Here is a 19,710-nt window from a genome sequence, read left to right on the forward strand (position 1 = left end):
GGGTGTGGGCCAGCCAAAATTCGTTCCTCGTGCGGTTTGCAGCAGAAGGGCCGGAGGGTATGGCGGGCGAGGCGCACCTCGGGCCATCCGGCAGTGCGGGAGAAAATGCAAGAAGCAAACCAAAGCCCTCTAAAGACGCGCGCAAAGGCGCAATGGGCCGGATTTGGCAACTTTTCGGCGCAACGATGAAAATCGTCGTGTGCCAATTTGGGACGAGTATAGAAATAGGTGCGTTGATGCGCACCTTATTGGTGCGAAGTGATTTGAGGCGGAGTGTCTTGCGGCGCCGGTCGTGTCGCCGCGGCGGGTATTACAGGAAAGGCAGGATGCTGATGATGCCCTTGTCTTCCTCTTTCGGCTTGTCCTTGAGCGGGCATTCCGGACGCACGCCGTAGTCGGTTTTCTCGCAGGGGCGAACCTTGCGCTTCTGGGCCAGGGTTACCCGCTTCATGTGGAAAGGCTGGCTGGGCGTGCGCTCGACGATGATGCCGCCCTCGGTGATGATTTCCACGGCAATCTGGTGAGTGCCTCGGTCGACGTTCTCGAGCGGGAATACCGGACTACGCCCGGCGCTGCCGACCGGTTGGCCGTCCAGTAGCAGGCGATAGCTATGGCCCGGGTGCAGAGCCGGGTCGCTGTTGACGGTGACGATCAGGTTGCCGGCGTTGTCGTTGATGGTCGCGTCCGGTTGCGGAATGGTGATTCTCAGTAGCTCGTAGCCAAGCACCGGCTGGGGTGCGACTGGTGCGGTAGGGGGCGTGCTGCGCGGTTGCGCAGGCTCGATGCGGTTGGATGGTGCCATCTGCACCTGCTGGGCGTTGCCGTCTCGCGGTTTATCGGTGAACACGCGATTACCCTCTGCATCCACATAGGTATAAACCTGGGCGAGGCAGGGCAGGGCGATCAGCAAAAGGCCGAAAAGCAGGGCGCGCATGGTGATCACTTACCTCGGGCCGGGCTGTTGGTGCTGGTGCGTTGCACCGTGAAGGTGCGCGTTTCGCTCTGCTGGACGATCTGCTCGCCCTGCATGACGGCAACCGCCAGGCTGTGCTCGCCACGGTCAATCTGATTCACCTGCAGGCGCGGCACGTTACTGGGCGAGCCATAGGGTTTTCCATCCAGTATCAGGCGCAGGCTGTGGCCGGGACCCAGGCGGGGCTCGATGGTGACGCCTACCGAGAAGGTGCCGTTGTTGGCGCGTAGCGCTTCGTCACTGGGCAGGTCGCGCAGCGCCAGTATCTGATAAGGGTTCTGAGGCATCTCGCTCAGTCGGGGCGTGGCCGGCTGCGCGGGCGCGGCCGCCGGCTCCGTGGTATTGATCGGCTTCAGCTCGACACTCTCGGCCTTGGTGCCCTCGGGGGGCTGATTGGTGAACACCGTGTTGCCGTTGGCATCGGTGTACTTGTAGATCTGTGCGCTGACCGGCAGGGCCAGTATCAGCAACAGGCAAGCGAGCGTGCGGCGCATGGGGCCGGTCTCCGATCTGGATGATGTGAGTAGCCTTGCACCGCGGCGGCGCGCTGGCAAGCGTGCGACGCCAAGGATTTGCACTGCGCCCATGAAATGGCAGGCATAAAAAAACCTCCCCGGCAGAGCTGGGGAGGTTTCTGTCACGCCGCTATGTGCAGCGAGGCTGGTTTAGACGCTGTAGTACAGGTCGTATTCCAGCGGGTGCACGAAAGTGCGCACCTTGATTTCTTCTTCCGATTTCAGCTCGATGTAGGCATCGATGAAGTCGTCGGAGAACACGCCGCCCTTGGTCAGGAATGCGCGGCCCTTGTCCAGCTCTTCCAGGGCTTCTTTCAGGCTGCCGCAAACCTGCGGGATCAGCTTGCCTTCTTCCGGCGGCAGGTCGTACAGGTTCTTGTCCGCAGCGTCGCCAGGGTGGATCTTGTTCTGGATGCCGTCCAGGCCGGCCATCAGCAGTGCTGCGAAGGCCAGGTAGGGGTTGGCAGCCGGATCCGGGAAGCGCGCTTCGATGCGGCGGGCTTTCGGGCTGGAAACGTATGGGATACGGATCGAGGCGGAACGGTTGCGAGCCGAGTAGGCCAGCATGACCGGCGCTTCGAAGCCTGGAACCAGACGCTTGTAGGAGTTGGTCGACGGGTTGGTGAAGCCGTTCAGGGCCTTACCGTGCTTGATGATGCCGCCGATGAAGTACAGCGCGGTTTCCGACAGGCCGGCATAGCCTTCACCGGCGAAGGTGTTCTTGCCGTCTTTGGAGACCGAGATGTGTACGTGCATGCCCGAACCGTTGTCGCCATACAGCGGCTTCGGCATGAAGGTAGCGGTTTTGCCGTAGGCATCGGCCACGTTGTGCACGCAGTACTTCAGGGTCTGGGTTTCGTCGGCCTTGGCCACCAGGGTGTTGAACTTCACGCCGATTTCGTTCTGACCGGCAGTCGCCACTTCGTGGTGGTGAACTTCGATGACCAGGCCCATTTCTTCCATGGCATTACACATGGCAGTACGGATTTCGTGGTCGTGGTCGCACGGCGGAACCGGGAAGTAACCACCTTTGACGGCTGGGCGGTGGCCCTTGTTGCCGCCTTCGATGTCGGCGTCGGTGTTCCAGGAGCCTTGTTCGGAGTAGATCTTGAACATGGAGCCGGAGATGTCGGACTTGAACTTCACTTCGTCGAAGATGAAGAACTCTGGCTCCGGGCCTACGAATACGGTGTCACCGATACCGGTGGTTTTCAGGTATTCCTCGGCGCGACGAGCGATGGAGCGCGGGTCACGATCGTAGCCTTGCATGGTGCTCGGCTCGATGATGTCGCAGACCAGGATCAGGGTCGGCTCTTCGGTGAACGGGTCGAGAACGGCAGTGCTGTCATCCGGCAGCAGGATCATGTCGGAGGCTTCGATGCCTTTCCAGCCATGGATGGAGGAACCGTCGAACATCTTGCCGACTTCGAAGAATTCGTCGTCCAGGGCATCACGGGCCGGCATGGTCACGTGGTGCTGCTTGCCCTTGGTGTCGGTGAAGCGCAGGTCAACCCACTTCACGTCGTGTTCTTTGATCAGTTGAACAGCCTTAGACATGTTGTCCTCCAGGTGGATAGGGTCTTCTATTGACCCTTCTTTGAGTTCGTGACGCCGGGCAAGATGGTCTGCCAAGACACCCTGCCTCACAAGGGAGCAATTTGCATGCCAGTGCCCCGTGATGGGCTCATGCCCTGAAAACCAGCGCTGGCGCGGGTATCCTCTCATCAACGTGCATTGGCGTGGCTCCTTATTGGTGCGAATATTTAACATCGTGCTCGATATTGGTGCGATGTCGGAATGTTTGAGGATTTTTGGTCAAAGCTTGAGCAATTTCCGCTATAATCCGCGCCCCTGTTTTTCAGGCCCTGGTGCCCGACATTTGCTCCCATGAAACTGATCGTCAAAGTCTTTCCGGAAATCACCATCAAGAGCCCGCCGGTTCGCAAGAACTTCATCCGGCAGTTGGCCAAGAACATCCGTGCAGTCACGCGTGATCTCGATCCGCAACTGCAGGTGACCGGTGTCTGGGACAATCTGGAAGTGAAGACCGAGGTCACCGAGGCCAGGCTTCTGCACGAGCTCGTGGAGCGCCTGAGCTGCGTGCCGGGCATCGTGCATTTTCTGCAGATCGACGAATACCCGCTGGGCGACTTCGACGATATCGTCGAAAAGTGCAAGCTTCATTACGGCGACCTTCTGCCGGGCAAGATCTTTTCGGTGCGCTGCAAGCGCGGTGGCCGGCATTCTTTCTCCTCCATCGATGTCGAGCGTCATGTCGGCAGCCAGTTGCGCCAGCAATGCGGCGCTGCAGGTATCGACCTGAAGAAGCCCGAGATCGAGGTGCGCATCGAGATCCGCGATCAGCGCCTGTTCGTCATTCATCACCAGCATCCGGGCATGGGCGGTTATCCGCTGGGCTCGCTGGAGCAGACTCTGGTGCTGATGTCCGGTGGTTTCGACTCTACCGTCGCCGCTTACCAGATCATGCGCCGCGGCCTGATGACCCATTTCTGTTTCTTCAATCTCGGTGGTCGTGCCCACGAACTGGGCGTGATGGAAGTCGCCCACTATCTGTGGCAGAAGTACGGTCGCTCGCAACGCGTGCTGTTCATCAGCGTGCCGTTCGAGGAAGTGCTCGGCGAGATTCTCGGCAAGGTCGACAACAGCTACATGGGCGTGACCCTCAAGCGTATGATGCTGCGCGTCGCCAGCCGTCTGGCCGATCGCCTGCAGATCGATGCGCTGGTCACCGGTGAAGCGATCAGCCAGGTATCAAGCCAGACCCTGCCGAACCTCTCGGTGATCGATTCGGTCACCGACAAGCTGGTACTGCGCCCGCTGATCACCAGCCATAAACAGGACATCATCGATACCGCCGAGGCTATCGGCACCGCCGAGTTCGCCCGGCACATGCCAGAATACTGCGGCGTGATTTCGGTGAACCCGACCACCAAAGCCAAGCCCAATCGCGTCGTTTATGAAGAAGAGCAGTTCGACATGGCCGTGCTCGAGCGCGCGCTCGAGCGGGCACGCCTGATCGCCATCGATCGGGTGATCGAAGAGCTGGGCCAGGACGTGCAGGTCGAGGAAGTCGCCGAGGCGTTGCCGGGCCACGTGGTGATCGATATTCGTCACCCCGATCAGGTCGAGGACGAGCCGCTCGAGCTCGCCGGTATCGACCTGCAGGCCATGCCGTTCTATGCCATCAACAACCGTTTCAAGGAACTGGACGCTAGCCGCCAGTACCTCCTGTATTGCGACCGAGGGGTGATGAGTCGCCTGCATGCCCACCACCTGCTGAGCGAGGGACATGCCAATGTGCGCGTTTATCGTCCGGCATAAGACGCCCGGGCTCAATGGCGGCAGCATCCGCCATCGCCCTCCCGACCCGATTGGCGACGAGTTTGTCGCCACACATCGTTAACAGACTGCCTTTATCCTTAATCCCGATTTTTCGCGTTGGGCCGCTGAATGCAACTGCTGGGTAGCCCGACCCAACCTACGAGACCACTACTGTGATCGAGAATCTACGCAACATCGCCATCATCGCCCACGTTGACCATGGTAAGACCACCCTGGTTGACGCCCTGCTGCGTCAGTCCGGCACCCTGGAGCGCAGCGAGCTCAACGACGAGCGCGTGATGGACAGCAACGACCAGGAGAAAGAGCGCGGCATTACCATTCTGGCCAAGAACACCGCCATCAAGTGGAACAACTACCGCATCAACATCGTCGACACCCCCGGCCACGCCGACTTCGGCGGTGAAGTAGAGCGCGTGATGTCGATGGTCGACTCCGTGCTGCTGGTCGTTGACGCCCAGGACGGCCCGATGCCGCAAACCCGTTTCGTGACCAAGAAGGCCTTCGAAGCCGGCCTGCGTCCGATCGTGGTGATCAACAAGATCGACCGTCCGGGCGCGCGTCCGGATTGGGTCATGGACCAGATCTTCGACCTGTTCGACAACCTCGGTGCCACCGAAGAACAGCTGGACTTCCAGGTTGTCTACGCCTCGGCCCTGAACGGCATCGCCGGTCTGGATCACACCGACATGGCTGAAGACCTGGCCCCGCTGTACCAGGCCATCGTCGACCACGTTCCCGCGCCGAACGTCGACATCGACGGTCCGTTCCAGATGCAGATCTCGGCACTGGACTACAACAGCTTCCTGGGCATCATCGGTGTTGGCCGTATCGCCCGTGGTCGCGTCAAGCCGAACACTCCGGTTACCGCCATCGACGTCAACGGCAAGAAGCGTAACGGCCGTATCCTCAAGCTGATGGGCCACCACGGTCTGCACCGTGTGGACGTCGAAGAGGCCACCGCCGGCGACATCGTCTGCGTCAGCGGCATGGACGAGCTGTTCATCTCCGACACCCTGTGCGACCAGAACAACGTCGAAGCGATGACCCCGCTGACCGTCGACGAGCCGACCGTATCCATGACCTTCCAGGTCAACGATTCGCCGTTCTGCGGCAAGGAAGGCAAGTTCGTCACCAGCCGTAACATCAAGGAGCGCCTGGACAAGGAGCTGCTGTACAACGTTGCCCTGCGCGTTGAAGAAGGCGACTCGGCCGACAAATTCAAGGTCTCCGGCCGTGGTGAACTGCACCTGTCGGTACTGATCGAGAACATGCGCCGCGAAGGCTTCGAAATGGGCGTTGGTCGTCCGGAAGTGATCATCCGTGAAGTCGACGGTGCCAAGCACGAGCCGTACGAAAACGTCACCATCGACATCCCGGAAGAATCCCAGGGCAAGGTCATGGAAGAAATGGGTCTGCGTAAAGGCGACCTGAGCAACATGGTGCCGGATGGCAAAGGTCGCGTACGTCTGGAATACAACATCCCGGCGCGTGGTCTGATCGGCTTCCGTAACGCCTTCCTGACCCTGACCAACGGTGCAGGCATCCTGACCTCGATCTTCGACCGTTACGACGTGATGAAGTCGGGCCACATGTCCGGCCGTCAGAACGGCGTACTGGTGTCGATCGATACCGGCAAGGCGCTGACCTACTCCCTGGAAACCCTGCAGGCGCGCGGCAAGCTGTTCGTCGAGCACGGCCAGGAGATCTACAACGGTCAGATCATCGGTCTGAACAGCCGCGACAACGACCTGGGCGTCAACCCAACCAAAGGCAAGAAGCTCGACAACATGCGTGCTTCGGGTAAGGACGAAACCATCGCTCTGGTTCCGCCGGTCCGCTTCACTCTGGAGCAGGCTCTGGAATTCATCCAGGACGACGAGCTGTGCGAAGTGACGCCGAAGTCGATCCGTCTTCGCAAGAAGATCCTCGACGAAGGCGAGCGTACCCGCGCTGCCAAGAAAGCCAAGAACTGATCCGGTTCTAGCTGACTAGAGAGCCCCCGCCGGCGTGAGCCTGCGGGGGCTTTTTTGTGGGCGGTGATCGCGCTGGAAACGGCAGGCGCACCCGGAAATCTTGCCCGCTGCCATGACAAGTCACCTTTCACGTTGTCAGTATCGGTGCGAAAAATTGCCGGGTTTTGCCGTTCCATTGCCGTCGTCCACAATTGTGAGCGACGCCATCATCTGAACGTGTGAAGCCCATATACTGCGGGGTCTGTCAGGCCTGCGCCCGGCATGGATGGTTTTCTCTTCAAGGATGCGAGTGCATGCAGTGGATTTTCATGCTGGTCGGACTGGTGCTCGGCGCGCTGTTGCTGGGCGCGACGAATGGCGAAGCGATGGCCGGGGCGGCGCTGGGTGCCCTGCTTGGGCTGGCGGCAGGGCAGGCGCTCGCGCTGCATGCGCTGAAGCTTCAGCATGAGGCGCTGCGTAAATCTCTGGCGGAGCTGATTGCCCGCTTCAACCATGGCACCGGCGACCTGCACGAGCGCCTCCTGCGCCTGGAGCAGGGCGCTGCGCAGCCGCGCACCGATACGCTGCCCGAACAGCCCGACGTAGCGCCAGTCCGGACTCCTGTGGAGTCTGCCGCTGCGGCGCCTGTCGCGCCGACCGTCGAGCGTGAGTGGGAACTCGACCTGGTACTGCATGCTGCCAAGCCGGCTGCACCACCTGCACAGGTGAGCCCGCAGCCCACCTTGGAGCTACTTGTCGCGACGCCTCTACCGGCTGCCGGGCAGGGCGCCGAGCCGCCGGCGCCGACCTGGCTCGAACGTGGCATCACTGCGGCGCGAGACTGGCTGCTCGGCGGCAACACCGTATTGCGCGTGGGGCTGGTGCTGCTGTTCCTGGGCCTGGCTTTCCTGCTGCGCTACGCCTCGGAGCGGGTGGTGGTGGCCATCGAGTTGCGCTACGCAGCAGTGGCGCTGGCGGCGATCGCGCTGCTGGCACTGGGCTGGTGGTTGCGTCAGCGGCGACCTGCCTATGCCTTGCTGATGCAGGGCGGGGGGATCGCCGTGTTGTACCTGACGGTATTCGCGGCCATGCGTTTGCATCCTCTGCTTTCCCCGCAGGTGGCCATGGTGCTGCTGGTGGTGGTGACCCTCTGCTCGGCCGTGCTGGCCATCCTGCAGGACGCCCGTGGCCTGGCCGCGGCGGCGGCGCTGGGCGGTTTCGCCGCACCGATCCTGGCCTCCAGTGGTGGTGGTAGTCACGTCGCCCTGTTCAGCTATTTCGCCCTGCTCAACGCCGGGATCTTCGCCATCGCCTGGTTCAAGGCCTGGCGCGAGCTCAATCTGATCGGTTTCGTCGGCACCTTCGGTATCGGCCTGGCCTGGGGCCTGCGCTCCTACACCACGGACCTGTGGCCCAGCACCCAGGCGTTCCTGCTGCTGTTCTTCCTGATGTACGTCGCCATCGGCCTGCTGTTCGCCCGGCGGTGCCTGCTCGAGGCACCGACCGAGCCGGAAAACGACTCCCGCGAGGCGCTGCTCAAGTGGTCGGCGTGTCAGGCCGGTTACGTCGATGGCAGCGTGCTGTTCGGTACGCCGCTGGTGGGCTTCGGTCTGCAATACGCGGTGGTTCAGCACCTGCCTTTCGGTCCTGCTTTCAGCGCCCTGGCCATGGGCCTGCTGTACATGCTGCTGGCCCGGGTACTGGTTGCGCGTGCGCCAGGGCGTGCCGTGCTGTTGATGGAAACCTGCCTGGCGCTGGGCGTGATCTTCGCCACCCTGGCCATTCCACTGGGTCTGGATGCGCGCTGGACGTCCGCGGCCTGGGCGGTCGAGGGCGCTGGCCTGTACTGGCTGGCAGTGCGTCAGCAACGGCTGTTCGCGCGTCTGTTCGCCCTGCTGCTGCAGGTGGGCGCTGCAGTGGCGTACCTGTGGGGCCTGCGCTTCGGCGATGAGACCTTGCTCGAAGGCTCGGCACTTGGCGCGCTGATGCTCGGTGTGGCCCTGCTGTTCAGCTTCCTGCAGGTGCGTGGTGCAGGCGATCGGCTGGCGGATCGCGAGCGTCAGCTGCAACCGGTGCTGGCCTGCGTCGGTCTGGCATTTCTCTACCTGATGGGGCCTCTGTGCTTCGGCCCCTACGGCACTGCCGCCGCCTGGGCCGTGGCGGGCGTGGCGACGCTGCTCGCCGGGCTGTATCTGGGGGCGCGCAGCGTGCTGATCAGTGCCTTCGTCGTGCAGGTGCTTGGTGGGATTGTCTACCTGACCTTCAGTGACGGCCTCGGTCAGAGCGTGGTCGCCGAGGCCCTGCGACCGCTGCCCCATTTGACGTTCTGGGCGCCTGCGCTGCTGGCCTTGGCGGGCCTGTTCTGCGCCTGGCGCCTGCACCTCGCGGCGCGTGTGATCCGCTCCGATCTTCTGCCGCTGGACTTGCAGGAGTTGTCGCACGTGGCGTTGCTCTGGTGCGCGGCCTGGTGGTTAATGGCAGCGCTGAGCGAAGTTTCGCGTTTCGTACCGGACGACCTGCAGGGGCACGGATTCCTGCTGGTTGCCGTGGTCAGCCTGGCCGTTACCGCCCTGTTCGCCGTGCGTCAGCGCTGGCCAGCACTGGCGGTGTTCAGCCTGGCGCTGGTGCCGTTGGGATTCGGTGTCGTGCTGCTCTCCTGGCACCTTGGCTATCACCCGTTGGCGGCGCTCGGCTGGCTTGCCTGGCCAGCGCTGTTCGCCCTGCATTTCCTGATGCTGCGCCGCGTTCAGGGGCTGGCTCCGGAGGCATTGATCCGGATCGGCCACGTGCTCGGTTGCTGGTTGTTGCTGGGCATACTGGCGCTGGAACTGCGCTTCCTGTTCTCTGCCCTGGCCGAACACTACAACGCCTGGCGCTGGCTGGGCTGGGTACTGGTGCCCTGTGCCTTCCTGATGCTGATGAGCCTGCGCCGCGCGTTGCCCTGGCCGGTAGCGGCTTATCCACAGGAGTACCGCAGCTATGCGGCCATACCGGTGGCAGTCCTTCTGCTGGGCTGGTACTGGCTGGTCAATCTGCTCAGTGACGGTTCTGCGGAACCGCTGCCCTACGTGCCGCTGCTCAACCCCCTGGAAATGGGCATGCTGTTCGTGCTCTTCGCCGTACAGCGTTGGGCCCGGGACGGGTTGGCCGCGTTGCCTGTCGACTCGCGGCAGATGCAATTGGCGGCCCAGGCGGTGATCGGCGCCTCGTTGTTCGCGCTGTTGACCATGATGGTCTGTCGCACCGCATTCCATTGGGGGCAGGTGCCGTTCCAGATGGATGCCTTGATCGATTCGCGCCTGGTGCAGGCCGGCCTGTCCATCGTCTGGACACTGATCGCCCTGAGCCTGACCATCTTCGGACACCTGCGCGCTCGTCGTGATCTGTGGATGACGGGAGCGGCGCTGATCGCGGTGGTGGTCGTGAAGCTGTTCTTCGTCGATCTGGGCAACAGCGGCAGCCTGGAGCGGATCATCTCCTTCATCGGCGTCGGCGTACTGTTGTTGGTGGTGGGCTATTTCGCCCCGCTGCCGCCCCGCCAGCAGCGTGCAGCGGAGGTGTCGGCATGAGCCTGCGTCGCGCAGTTGCGCTGCTCGCGCTGAGCCTGAGCCTGGCTGCAGTGGCCGCCGAGGTCAGAGAAACCCCCGGCGATTATGCCGTGACCGTGCCACTTACCCTGAGCGGAGAGGGGCCCTGGTATCGGGTGCAGTTGCCGATGGAGGCTCATTTCGCCGCCAGGTATGCCGACTTTCGCGACCTGCGCGTGTTCAATGGCGCAGGTGAGCGTCTGGCCTACAGCCTGATTCCCGGTGCGCAGCGCTTCGCCGAGAGCCAGCAGCGTGCCGATCTGCGCCTGTTTCCGCTGCATGGTCCGGCAGGGCGCCGCGACGCCGTGCCGACGTTGCGCGTGCAGCGTGGCGATGATGGCTCGATCATCGAGCTCAACGCGGGCGCCGAGTCCTCTGCCACTGCCGAGGTATTGCGAGGCTGGTTGCTGGATGCCAGTGCCACGGACTTTCCGCTGCAGCGCCTGCATCTGCAGTGGAGTGCCGAGAGCGAAGGTTTTCAGCGCTTCAGCATCGAGGCCAGCGATGATCTGGACCACTGGCGGCCACTGGGAGAGGGGCAGATCGCCCAGCTGAGTTTCAATGGCGAACGCATCGACAAGAGCGAAGTGGAATTGCCGCCCACCCGGGCGCGCTACCTGCGCCTGCTCTGGCTGGCGCCGGAGCAGGCGGTGAGCCTCGGCGCTGCCAGCGTCAGCGGCACGCGCAGCACTGCCGAACCGGCAACGCTGATCTGGTCCGCAGCGCTGCAAGGGCAGGCGGGTGAGCAGGGCGTTACCTGGACATTGCCGCTGGCCTTGCCCCTCGAGCGTCTGCGTATCGAGGTCGAGCAGGCCAACAGCCTGGCTCCAGTGTCGCTGCAGGGGCGCAGGGACAGCGCTGCGCCATGGACGCCGCTGGCCCGCTCGGTTCTTTACCGTTTGCCCATCGATGGTCACGAGGTGGTGCAGGATCAGGTCGAGTTGCCGCAATTGCCGGTCAGCCAGTTGCGCTTGCAGGTCGACAGCCGCGGCGGTGGCCTGGGGCAAAGCGAGCCGCGTCTGAGCGTGGCCATGCGCGCTACCGAGCTGCTGTTTCTGGCCCGTGGCAATCCACCCTATCAGTTGGCCCTTGGCCGGGTGGATGCCCAGGCCGGCAGCCTGCCGGTCACCACCCTGGTACCCGGTTTCGACTCGCAGCGCCTGGAGGGCATGGGCCAGGCCACCATCAGCGGCGCGATCGCGGACGTCGAGGTAGCGCCCGCAGCCGCCCCGGCGAAGCCAGGGGTCGACTGGAAGCGCATCGGCCTGTGGGCTGTGTTGCTGGTTGGCGTCGGCGTGCTGGTGCTCATGGCGTCCAGCCTGTTGCGCGCGCCCGCAAAGCGCTCCTGACCGGCATACCAGGAGCGCAAGGCAGGATGGCTTGCGCCCTGTGGGGCGCGGTGCTCAGGCTCGGGCTGGCGCGGCGTTCAGCAGCAGTTCATCAATCGCCTCTCCGACCTGCTCGAACAGCGTGCCGGCCTCGTCGTTCTCGTCGAGATCCTCGGCGCAGGCGACGATGACCAGAGCCCTTTCATCCTGCGGATTGGCGATGCCCATGTGGCACGCGCGGTGCTGCTGGGTGCCGGTTTTCTGTATGAAGGGCAGGTCCTCGTTCAGGCCAGCCTCCAGGCGGTAGGCGTCGTAACCACCCAGCCCCATGATGTCGTACAGCAGCGCCGAACTGTCGCCGTTCAGCAGGTCGCCTGTCGCCAGCTTGCCCAGCAACTGACCGTAGGCGACCAGGGTGGCGCTGTTCAGGCCGCTATCGTAGTAGCGGCTATAGGCTTCATCGAGGTCACTGATCTCGAGCTGATCGGTTTGCAGGTCTAGCACATTGGCTACCGCCTGGACGCGCTGGGGGCCTAACGGTGCCGCGGCGATTTCGACGATCTTGCGGTTTTCCAGTGAGCGGGCGTCCGGGTGCAGTTGTCCGTACAGTTCGTGGCGTACCCGCAGCAGCGTGGTGATCTGGCCGAAATCACCGCCCGACGCGTCGTTGATGCGACGGTTGAGCAGGTCCTCGCCGATCACCCGAATCAACATGTCCGCGGCGGTATTGTCGCTTTCCTGAAGCATTTCGCGGATCAGCTCGCGCACGCTGTAGCGGGCACCCGCATCCTCCCAGACCAGGCCGCCGGAACCATCCACGCGGTCACTTTCTTCCAGGGTTATCTGCTGGTCGAGCTGCAGGTTTCCCGCATCGACTTCCTGCAGCACGGCAATGGCTATCGCAGCCTTGGTGGCCGAAGCCAGGTACCAGGCGCGATCGGCATGGTAGTTCAGCTGGCTACCATCGGCAGGGCGTAACAGGTAGACGCCGAGCCGCCCGGGGGAGGCCTCGTCGAGCTCGCCGAGGCGCTGCTGCAGCGCGTCGAAGCGTTCGTCGTGTTGCGGGGCGGCCCACAGCCACAGGGAAACGGCCGCGCAACCGAGCAGAGCAGTACCAGCCAGCCATACCTTCACGGGAATATCCTCAATTGAGTGCGTCACGTTGCAGCACGCCGGACGCGGTCAGCGCTTCGCCAACCTGGCGCAAGCTGCGCTCGGCCTTGGCCAGGGAGGGTTCGCCTTGTACGCAGGCGACGATCAACACCGGTTGGGCCGAACCGCGAGCGGGCGTCTCGATCAACCCTGAATCGCAGATGCGCTCGCGCTGGGTGCCGGTCTTGTGAGCGAAACGGGCATCGTCCGGCAGGCCGGCGACGATGCGTTTGCTGCCGGTCTTCACCCGACCCATGACGCCGAGCAGGTACCTGGTTTGTTCGGCACCCAATGCCTGGCCGTCGGCCAATCGCTCGAGCAACTCGCCATAGGCGCTGAGCCGCGCGGCATTGAGGTTGCTGCGGTAGTAGTTGGCGTAGGCGGTACTCAGGCTGATGGGCGCCAGCTCCTTGCGTGGCACGCCGAGCAGCGACGCTAGCCTGTCCAGTCGCTCGCCATCCTTGCGGGCCTGGCGCAGGCGCAGCAGGTCGCGACCGCCAAGGTGCTCCGCTGAAGGGTGCAACTCGCGGTAGATATGCCGACGCACATCGCCCAGCGTGGTGATGGGCTCGAAGCCCTCGGACACCAGTTCGCCGACCAGTGCGTTCACCGCATCCAGGCCAGCCAGACGAATCAGGCGGTCGGTGGCGGTGTTGTCGCTGTAAATGATCATCTGCTCGAGCAGAAAGCCTACGCTCAGGCGTTCGCCTGGTCCGTACTGATTGGTGCTGCCGGCGCCGTCGACGAAGTCATCGGCGGCGAGTGCCAGGCGGCTGTCGAGGTTCCAGTCGCCACGTTCCACGCCCCTCAGCACGGCAATGGCCACCGGCACCTTGATGCCCGAGGCCATGTACCAGAGTTCTTCGGCATGCAGCGTCACGGCGAGGTTGCTGTGCAGATCCTTCACGTAAACGCCGAGTTCGCCGTCCTGCTTGGCCGCCACCGTCTGCAAGCGCTCCAGTAGCGGCTCTTGCCAGCCGGGTCGCTGGCCGTCGGCCGACGCAGGGCTGGTCAGCAGGGCAAGGGTGACGAGCGCGGGATATAGGAGTGGGCGGTGGTGCATGCGAATCCTCCGGGTGGCGGTGCGAGCCGGCTGTGGAGGATTCGAGGCGCCAGTGCGCCGGGGTGTTCAAGCAGGCGGGTAACCGGAAGTTGCAGGCCTACTTCGGTCGCCACGCGCAGTAGCCCGGGCGCGGGCCGATCTTCGGGTGATTGCGGCAGGTATCCGGACGGCGTTCGTAGATGGTGCACAGCCGGCTCTTGCGGTCCAGGTAGTAGCAATCGTTGTTGCTCATGCGCGTCAGGGTGAAGATCCCGGTCTTCTGGCTGAAACGCTCGACCAGACCGTCCTTCTGCAGGCGCTTGGCGATGTTCTTCGGCGGATCGCCGCGCTCGAATTCGTCGACCACGCCAATGCGGATCAGGTCGGCGATGCGTACCTCGACCGGCAACTGACAGCAGCTGGAAATGCAGCTGTGGCACATGTCGGCGGTATAGCGCGCCCAGGTATCGAGGCGGTCTATTTCCGCAGCGGCGATCAGATTGCTTTTCATCTCGGGAGGTTTCGCGTGGTTGGCGGCGCGCGATAATAACGATGTTGGCGAATTTGTGAACAGGCATCCGCCGGCTGGTGAGTCCATGCGCACATTTTCAGGTGGGCAAGGCGATAAAAACCTCCTGAAAAGCAGGTGATTTGCAGTATCTTAGCGCGCGCGTTCCGCCGTACCGATCTGCCGCCCCAGAGGCTCGCCTTTCGGATCGGCGGCGCGGCGTCAGGCCCTGTGCGCTGGCCTCTATCCCGAGCCGTGTTGGAATGGAAACGTCTTCCTTGCTTGCCCCCCTATCGCGCCGCCCAGGCCCTTCGTTTCGAATCGTCGTTCGCCCCTGCGTGGCAGGCGGGGGCAAGGCATGAACGCCTGTATCAAGTCCGCCTGGCAATTCGACGCTGCCGTGCTGCTCACGCTGGTGGTCTGTATCGGCGGTGTGCTGCTCGCCCGCTGGGTGATCCATCAACGGGATTTCCCAGGCCGCGACACGTTCATCCTGATGCACCTGGCGAGCATGTGGTGGATGGCCATGGCTGGCCTCGAGGTCGCTGCAGCGGCGTCCGATTGCAAACTGTTCTGGGCCACCATGTCCTGGCCGGGGATCGTCTCGGTGCCAACCTTCTGGGCGGTATTTCTCTGGCAGTACGTGAGCAGCGTGCGCAAGCCGCTGCCTCGGCGCTCGGTGCTTGGTCTGATCGTCGCGCCGGTGCTGATCTGGTTGGTGGTGCTCAGCAACCCGTGGCACGGCCTCTTCTATGGCGCTGAAACCGGGCCGATATCTGCCGAACCGGGCGCGCCGATTCGTTATCAGCATGGCCCGCTGTTCTATGCCACGGCGGTGTACGTCTACTTGTTCATGAGCTTCAGCCTTGGCGTGGTGCTGCGCGCGGCGCTCACCAGCCATGGCGTGCACAGGCGCCACTACCTGGCCTTCGTGCTGGTTACCGCAGTGCCCTGGTCGGCGAACATCGCCTACGTGGGCTTTGGCCTGGTGGTGTTCGGCGTCGATCCCACGCCATTCAGTTTCGTCTTCACGCTGGTGGCGTTCTCCTGGTTGATTCTCGGCGTGCGCCTGTTCGATCTGCTGCCAGTGGCGCGGCACCTGCTACTGGAGGCGCTGCCCGACCCGGTGCTGGTGGTCGATACCCAGTGGCGGGTGCTTGAGGCGAACCAGGCCGCCCTGAAGCTGGGTGGCTTCGACCCCGATTGGCAGGGCCGTAGGCTGCAGGAATGGCCCGTGTTCGGCAGTGAGCTGCAGGCTCTGCTGCTGGAGCAGGACACCCAGCAGGATCAACTGCTCATGCTCACCAGCTCCGAGCGCTATTTCGAGGTGCGCATGCGCGCGATCGAGCGGCTCACTCGCCAGGGCACCCTGGTGCTGGGGCAGATGCTCTATTTGCGTGACGTCACCCAGCGCCAGCTCAGCAAGCTGAGCCTGGCCGAGGCGCTGGCGCTCAGCGAGGAGCGCCTGCGTACCATCACCAGCCTGCACGAGCAGTTGCGTGAGCAGGCGCTCTGCGACCCGCTGACCGGCCTCTACAACCGACGCTATCTGGATGAGCTGTTCGGCCGCGAGCTGGCCCGCGTCAGACGCGAAAACGGTCCCTTGTCGCTGGCGCTGATCGATCTGGATCACTTCAAGCAGCTCAACGACGAGCACGGCCATCTCGACGGCGACGATGTGCTCAAGAGCGTGGCGCAGCATCTGCTGGTGAACTTGCGCAGTTCCGATACGGTCTTTCGTATCGGCGGCGAAGAGTTCCTGCTGATTCTCCCCGGTGCCGATGCGCTCGAAGCGAGCAAACGCCTCGAAGCCATCTGCCAGGGGCTGGCACAAAAGCCGATCGAAACCCGTAGTGGCGTGCGTCAGGTAACCCTGTCGGCCGGTCTTGCGCTGTGGCCCGATCAGGGCCTGGTGCTCGACGATTTGCTGCGGGCCGCCGATGCCGCCCTGTACGAAGCCAAACGTGGTGGGCGTAACCGTGTATGCAGCCTGCTGCCGCGCGCCGTGTCGCCAGCTGCTGAGGCGCCCGTTCCTGGAAAGGGTTAAACTCCTTCCGATTACCTTCCATCTCGGAGTCCTTCATGTCCCGCGTTACCCTCAGTCGCTACCTCATCGAGCAGACCCGTAGTCAAAATACCCCGGCCGATCTGCGCTTCCTGATCGAAGTAGTGGCGCGTGCGTGCAAGGAAATCAGCCATGCGGTCTCCAAGGGCGCCCTCGGCGGCGTGCTCGGCAGCATGGGCACCGAAAACGTACAGGGCGAAGTGCAGAAGAAGCTCGACGTGATCTCCAACGACATTCTGCTCGAAGCCAACGAGTGGGGCGGCCACCTGGCCGGCATGGCTTCCGAGGAAATGGACAACGCCTATCAGATCCCCGGCAAGTACCCGAAAGGTGCCTACCTGCTGGTGTTCGACCCGCTGGATGGTTCATCGAACATCGACGTCAACGTGTCGGTCGGCACCATCTTCTCGGTACTGCGTTGCCCGAACGAATACCTGAGCCAGAACGAAAGCCTCGACGAAAAGGCCTTCCACCAGCCGGGCACTCAGCAGGTCGCTGCCGGTTACGCCATCTATGGCCCGCAGACCATGCTGATCCTGACCCTGGGCAACGGCGTGAAAGGCTTCACCCTGGATCGCGAACTGGGCAGCTTCGTGCTCACCCACGACAACATCAGCGTGCCGGAAACCACTGCCGAATTCGCCATCAACATGTCCAACCAGCGTCACTGGGAAGCCCCGGTACAGCGTTATGTGGACGAACTGCTGGCTGGCAAGGAAGGCCCGCTGAACAAGAACTACAACATGCGCTGGATCGCCTCGATGGTTGCCGACGTGCACCGCATCCTGACCCGCGGCGGCCTGTTCATGTACCCGCGCGATGACCGCGAGCCTGGCAAGGCCGGCAAGCTGCGCCTGATGTACGAAGCCAACCCGATGTCCTTCATCATCGAACAGGCCGGTGGTGCCTCCACCGATGGCGTACAACGCATCCTCGACATCCAGCCGACGTCCCTGCACCAGCGGGTGCCGGTCTTCCTGGGTTCCAAGGAAGAAGTCGAGCGCGTCACCGGCTACCACAAGGGCTGATCGATGCAGATGCAGCCCTGGGAGTCCTTGCTGGACTGGTGGTTCGGCTCTTCCACTTCGGCTGTGGAAGCTGCCGCCGCACGCGACGGGCTGTGGTTCGGCAAGCGTGACGAGCAGGATGCCGAGGCGCGTGAGCGCTTTGGCGCCTTGGTCGAACAGGCGCTCGCTGGCGGGCTGCAGGAGTGGTCGGCCGATCCTCGCGGTTGGCTGGCCAAGGTACTGTTGCTCGACCAGCTGCCACGCATGATCTATCGCGACACGCCTCTGGCCTTTGCCGGCGATGCGCTGGCGCAACCGCTGGTCGAAGAAGGCGTCACCCTCGGCTGGGATCGGCAGTTGCCGGCGATCCAGCGGGTATTCATCTACCTGGTGTTCGAACATGCCGAAAGCGTTCCTCAGCAGCTGCGCGCCATGCAACTGTTCGGCGAACTGAGCGAGTCTGCAGCGGACGCCGAGCGTGAGCTGTTCGCCGGCTTTCTCGACTACGCTGAACGGCATCTGCGCATCATCGAGCGCTTCGGGCGCTTCCCCCATCGCAACGAAACCCTCGGGCGCAGCAGTACCGATGCCGAGTTGCGCTTTCTGCTGGAACCGGGCTCGAGCTTCTGACGTCGAACCGGCATGTGACAACTGGACTACTGGAGTTACCCCTCATGCGCTTGCGTTCTCTCGTGCTGCTGGCGACCTGCGTCGTTCTGGCGGCCTGCGGCAAGGTCAATCAGGACAATTACGCCAAACTCTACTCGGGCATGACCAAGGCAGAAGTCGAAGACCTGCTCGGTACCGCCACGGAGTGTTCCGGCGCGCTCGGCATGTCCAGCTGCACCTGGGGCGACCAGGTGAGCTTCATCAGCGTTCAGTACGCCGGTGACAAGGTGATGATGTTCTCTGCCAAAGGGTTGAAGTGATGAACAAGCTTGCGATGAGTTGCCTGGCGCTGGGCGCCGCATTGTTGGTCGGCTGTGCCAATTCCGGCACTGGCGTGGCGCCACCGAAAACCGTCGAGTCGGTCGATCTCGAGCGTTATCAGGGCACCTGGTACGAGGTGGCGCGCCTGCCGATGTTCTTCCAGCGCAATTGCGTGGAGTCCGAAGCGCGCTACGGCCTGCAGGATGATGGCAGCGTGTCGGTGACCAACCGTTGCCGCAATGCCGATGGTGAGTGGCAGCAGGTCGAAGGTCGCGCCGTACCTCAGGTCGAGGGCAAGACCGACAAGCTCTGGGTCACCTTCGACAACTGGTTCAGCCGTCTGCTGCCGGGCGTGAGCAAGGGCGAGTATTGGGTGCTGGATCTGGATGACGAGTACCAGACCGCGCTGGTCGGCCATCCGAACCGCAAGTACCTGTGGCTGCTCTCGCGCACCCCGAAAATCTCCGATGAAGTTCGCGATGAAATCCTTTCGGTGGCCCGCGCCCAGGGGTACGACACCGACGAGCTGATCTGGCGCGAAGGTGCCAAACCGGCACGTTGAGAGGTCGTTCATCCGCAGAGGGTGGGCCGCGGCGATGTGTATCGAGCGATCCCACCAGATCGATCACGCCTTGACCCACCCTGCGCCGGCGGCGCGACGCATCAATCGGTCGTGCGCCGTCACTGCAGGGTGGGTGAAGCGGCGCCGTGCATTGGCCTGTCAGGCCGCGCAGTTGTAGAGCGTTGCCTCGCCCTCCAAACGATCTCGGCTTATATGCCGACGACGCCTCAATCCCATTCCAGCCGTGCCAGCTTCCATTCTCCATCGTCCTGCCACCATTCGAGCTTCACGCTGAAATGCCGTGCGCTGTCGGGAATCAGGCCCTCGGCGCCGGTCAGTGCCACCTGCGCGTCGGTGTAGCCCTTGTCGCGGTAGGTAGCGTCGACTCGGCTGTCCTTGCCCAGGGCGATTACCTTGACGTTGTTATGGCGCAGGAACAGCAGCGTCATGGTGCGTTTTGCCCAGTCGCGATCATTGACCTGCTGGGCGAGAAACTCGCCGTGCAGTTGATCGAGTACGGCAGCGGTCTTCTTCGCCTGCAGATTGTCCTGCAACTGCTGCACGGCCGCCTCGAGCGCTGCCTGCGGGTCATCGTCCTCGCGGCACCCCGCCAACAGGATGGCGAACAGCAGGGGCAGGGCAAATTTCCGGATCGACATGCTGAATTCCTTTTTCATGGTTATGATGCCCGGACGAGCGCAACAGCCCATTCGACGTGCGGGCGGC

Annotated in this window: 16 protein-coding genes; 9 read left to right on the plus strand and 7 right to left on the minus strand. The window is 63.1% G+C overall.

Annotated features, from left to right (window positions below):
• Window positions 1–310: 310 nt before the first annotated feature.
• The 3 genes from ACT9T4_RS16735 to glnA all read right to left on the minus strand — a co-directional run bounded on the left by ACT9T4_RS16735 (window position 311) and on the right by glnA (window position 3,045).
• A complete protein-coding gene (locus ACT9T4_RS16735; protein ID WP_179539186.1) occupies window positions 311–934 on the minus strand; it encodes a DUF4124 domain-containing protein in 624 nt (207 codons plus the stop codon).
• A gap of 5 nt (window positions 935–939) precedes the next feature.
• Entirely contained in the window at window positions 940–1,467 is a 528-nt protein-coding gene (locus ACT9T4_RS16740; protein ID WP_179539185.1) for a DUF4124 domain-containing protein, read from the minus strand.
• A gap of 171 nt (window positions 1,468–1,638) precedes the next feature.
• Window positions 1,639–3,045: a glutamate--ammonia ligase gene (glnA, locus tag ACT9T4_RS16745; RefSeq protein WP_042554276.1), complete on the minus strand. Its 1,407-nt coding sequence runs from the start codon at window positions 3,043–3,045 to the stop codon at window positions 1,639–1,641.
• A 330-nt stretch (window positions 3,046–3,375) separates the two neighbouring features.
• Here glnA and thiI point away from each other — a divergent pair, with 330 nt between their 5' ends.
• The 4 genes from thiI to ACT9T4_RS16765 all read left to right on the plus strand — a co-directional run bounded on the left by thiI (window position 3,376) and on the right by ACT9T4_RS16765 (window position 11,739).
• On the plus strand, window positions 3,376–4,830 hold the full coding sequence (gene thiI, locus ACT9T4_RS16750) for a tRNA uracil 4-sulfurtransferase ThiI (RefSeq protein WP_042554277.1): 1,455 nt from the start codon (window positions 3,376–3,378) through the stop codon (window positions 4,828–4,830).
• Window positions 4,831–5,003: 173 nt separating this feature from the next.
• The gene (gene typA / locus ACT9T4_RS16755) at window positions 5,004–6,824 is read left to right on the plus strand and encodes a translational GTPase TypA (RefSeq protein WP_042554278.1); all 1,821 of its coding nucleotides are present in this window, start codon (window positions 5,004–5,006) and stop codon (window positions 6,822–6,824) included.
• 293 nt (window positions 6,825–7,117) lie between these two features.
• A complete protein-coding gene (locus ACT9T4_RS16760; RefSeq protein ID WP_499118032.1) occupies window positions 7,118–10,372 on the plus strand; it encodes a DUF2339 domain-containing protein in 3,255 nt (1,084 codons plus the stop codon).
• Complete coding sequence (locus tag ACT9T4_RS16765; protein ID WP_499118034.1) at window positions 10,369–11,739, plus strand: DUF3999 domain-containing protein; 1,371 nt, start codon at window positions 10,369–10,371, stop codon at window positions 11,737–11,739. Before ACT9T4_RS16760 ends, ACT9T4_RS16765 begins: the two co-directional genes overlap by 4 nt.
• A 54-nt stretch (window positions 11,740–11,793) precedes the next feature.
• On the opposite strand, the gene ACT9T4_RS16770 is transcribed toward ACT9T4_RS16765, so the two are convergent.
• The 3 genes from ACT9T4_RS16770 to ACT9T4_RS16780 form a co-directional block, all read right to left on the minus strand.
• A complete protein-coding gene (locus ACT9T4_RS16770) occupies window positions 11,794–12,852 on the minus strand; it encodes a serine hydrolase (protein WP_499118036.1) in 1,059 nt (352 codons plus the stop codon).
• 10 nt (window positions 12,853–12,862) lie between these two features.
• A complete protein-coding gene (locus ACT9T4_RS16775) occupies window positions 12,863–13,933 on the minus strand; it encodes a serine hydrolase (protein WP_499118038.1) in 1,071 nt (356 codons plus the stop codon).
• A 97-nt stretch (window positions 13,934–14,030) separates the two neighbouring features.
• Window positions 14,031–14,423: a YkgJ family cysteine cluster protein gene (locus ACT9T4_RS16780; protein WP_042554281.1), complete on the minus strand. Its 393-nt coding sequence runs from the start codon at window positions 14,421–14,423 to the stop codon at window positions 14,031–14,033.
• Between the two features lie 355 nt (window positions 14,424–14,778).
• On the opposite strand from ACT9T4_RS16780, the gene ACT9T4_RS16785 reads away from it, so the two are divergent.
• The 5 genes from ACT9T4_RS16785 to ACT9T4_RS16805 are packed head-to-tail and all read left to right on the plus strand — an operon-like array spanning window position 14,779 to window position 18,984.
• The gene (locus tag ACT9T4_RS16785) at window positions 14,779–16,467 is read left to right on the plus strand and encodes a histidine kinase N-terminal 7TM domain-containing diguanylate cyclase (RefSeq protein ID WP_499118040.1); all 1,689 of its coding nucleotides are present in this window, start codon (window positions 14,779–14,781) and stop codon (window positions 16,465–16,467) included.
• A 35-nt stretch (window positions 16,468–16,502) separates the two neighbouring features.
• A complete protein-coding gene (locus ACT9T4_RS16790; RefSeq protein WP_042554283.1) occupies window positions 16,503–17,513 on the plus strand; it encodes a class 1 fructose-bisphosphatase in 1,011 nt (336 codons plus the stop codon).
• Window positions 17,514–17,522: 9 nt separating this feature from the next.
• Window positions 17,523–18,122, plus strand: coding sequence for a DUF924 family protein (locus ACT9T4_RS16795; protein ID WP_499118079.1), 600 nt, complete (start codon window positions 17,523–17,525; stop codon window positions 18,120–18,122).
• 44 nt (window positions 18,123–18,166) lie between these two features.
• Complete coding sequence (locus ACT9T4_RS16800; RefSeq protein ID WP_042554284.1) at window positions 18,167–18,421, plus strand: lipoprotein; 255 nt, start codon at window positions 18,167–18,169, stop codon at window positions 18,419–18,421.
• Window positions 18,421–18,984, plus strand: coding sequence for a lipocalin family protein (locus ACT9T4_RS16805; RefSeq protein ID WP_179539180.1), 564 nt, complete (start codon window positions 18,421–18,423; stop codon window positions 18,982–18,984). The genes ACT9T4_RS16800 and ACT9T4_RS16805 overlap by 1 nt, the downstream gene beginning before the upstream one ends.
• Before the next feature lie 227 nt (window positions 18,985–19,211).
• On the opposite strand, the gene ACT9T4_RS16810 is transcribed toward ACT9T4_RS16805, so the two are convergent.
• Window positions 19,212–19,643 carry a hypothetical protein gene (locus ACT9T4_RS16810; protein ID WP_499118043.1) on the minus strand — a complete coding sequence of 144 codons (432 nt, stop codon included), beginning with the start codon at window positions 19,641–19,643 and terminating at the stop codon, window positions 19,212–19,214.
• Between the last annotated feature and the right edge of the window lie 67 nt (window positions 19,644–19,710).

This window comes from Pseudomonas sp. SZ40 (assembly GCF_052958135.1).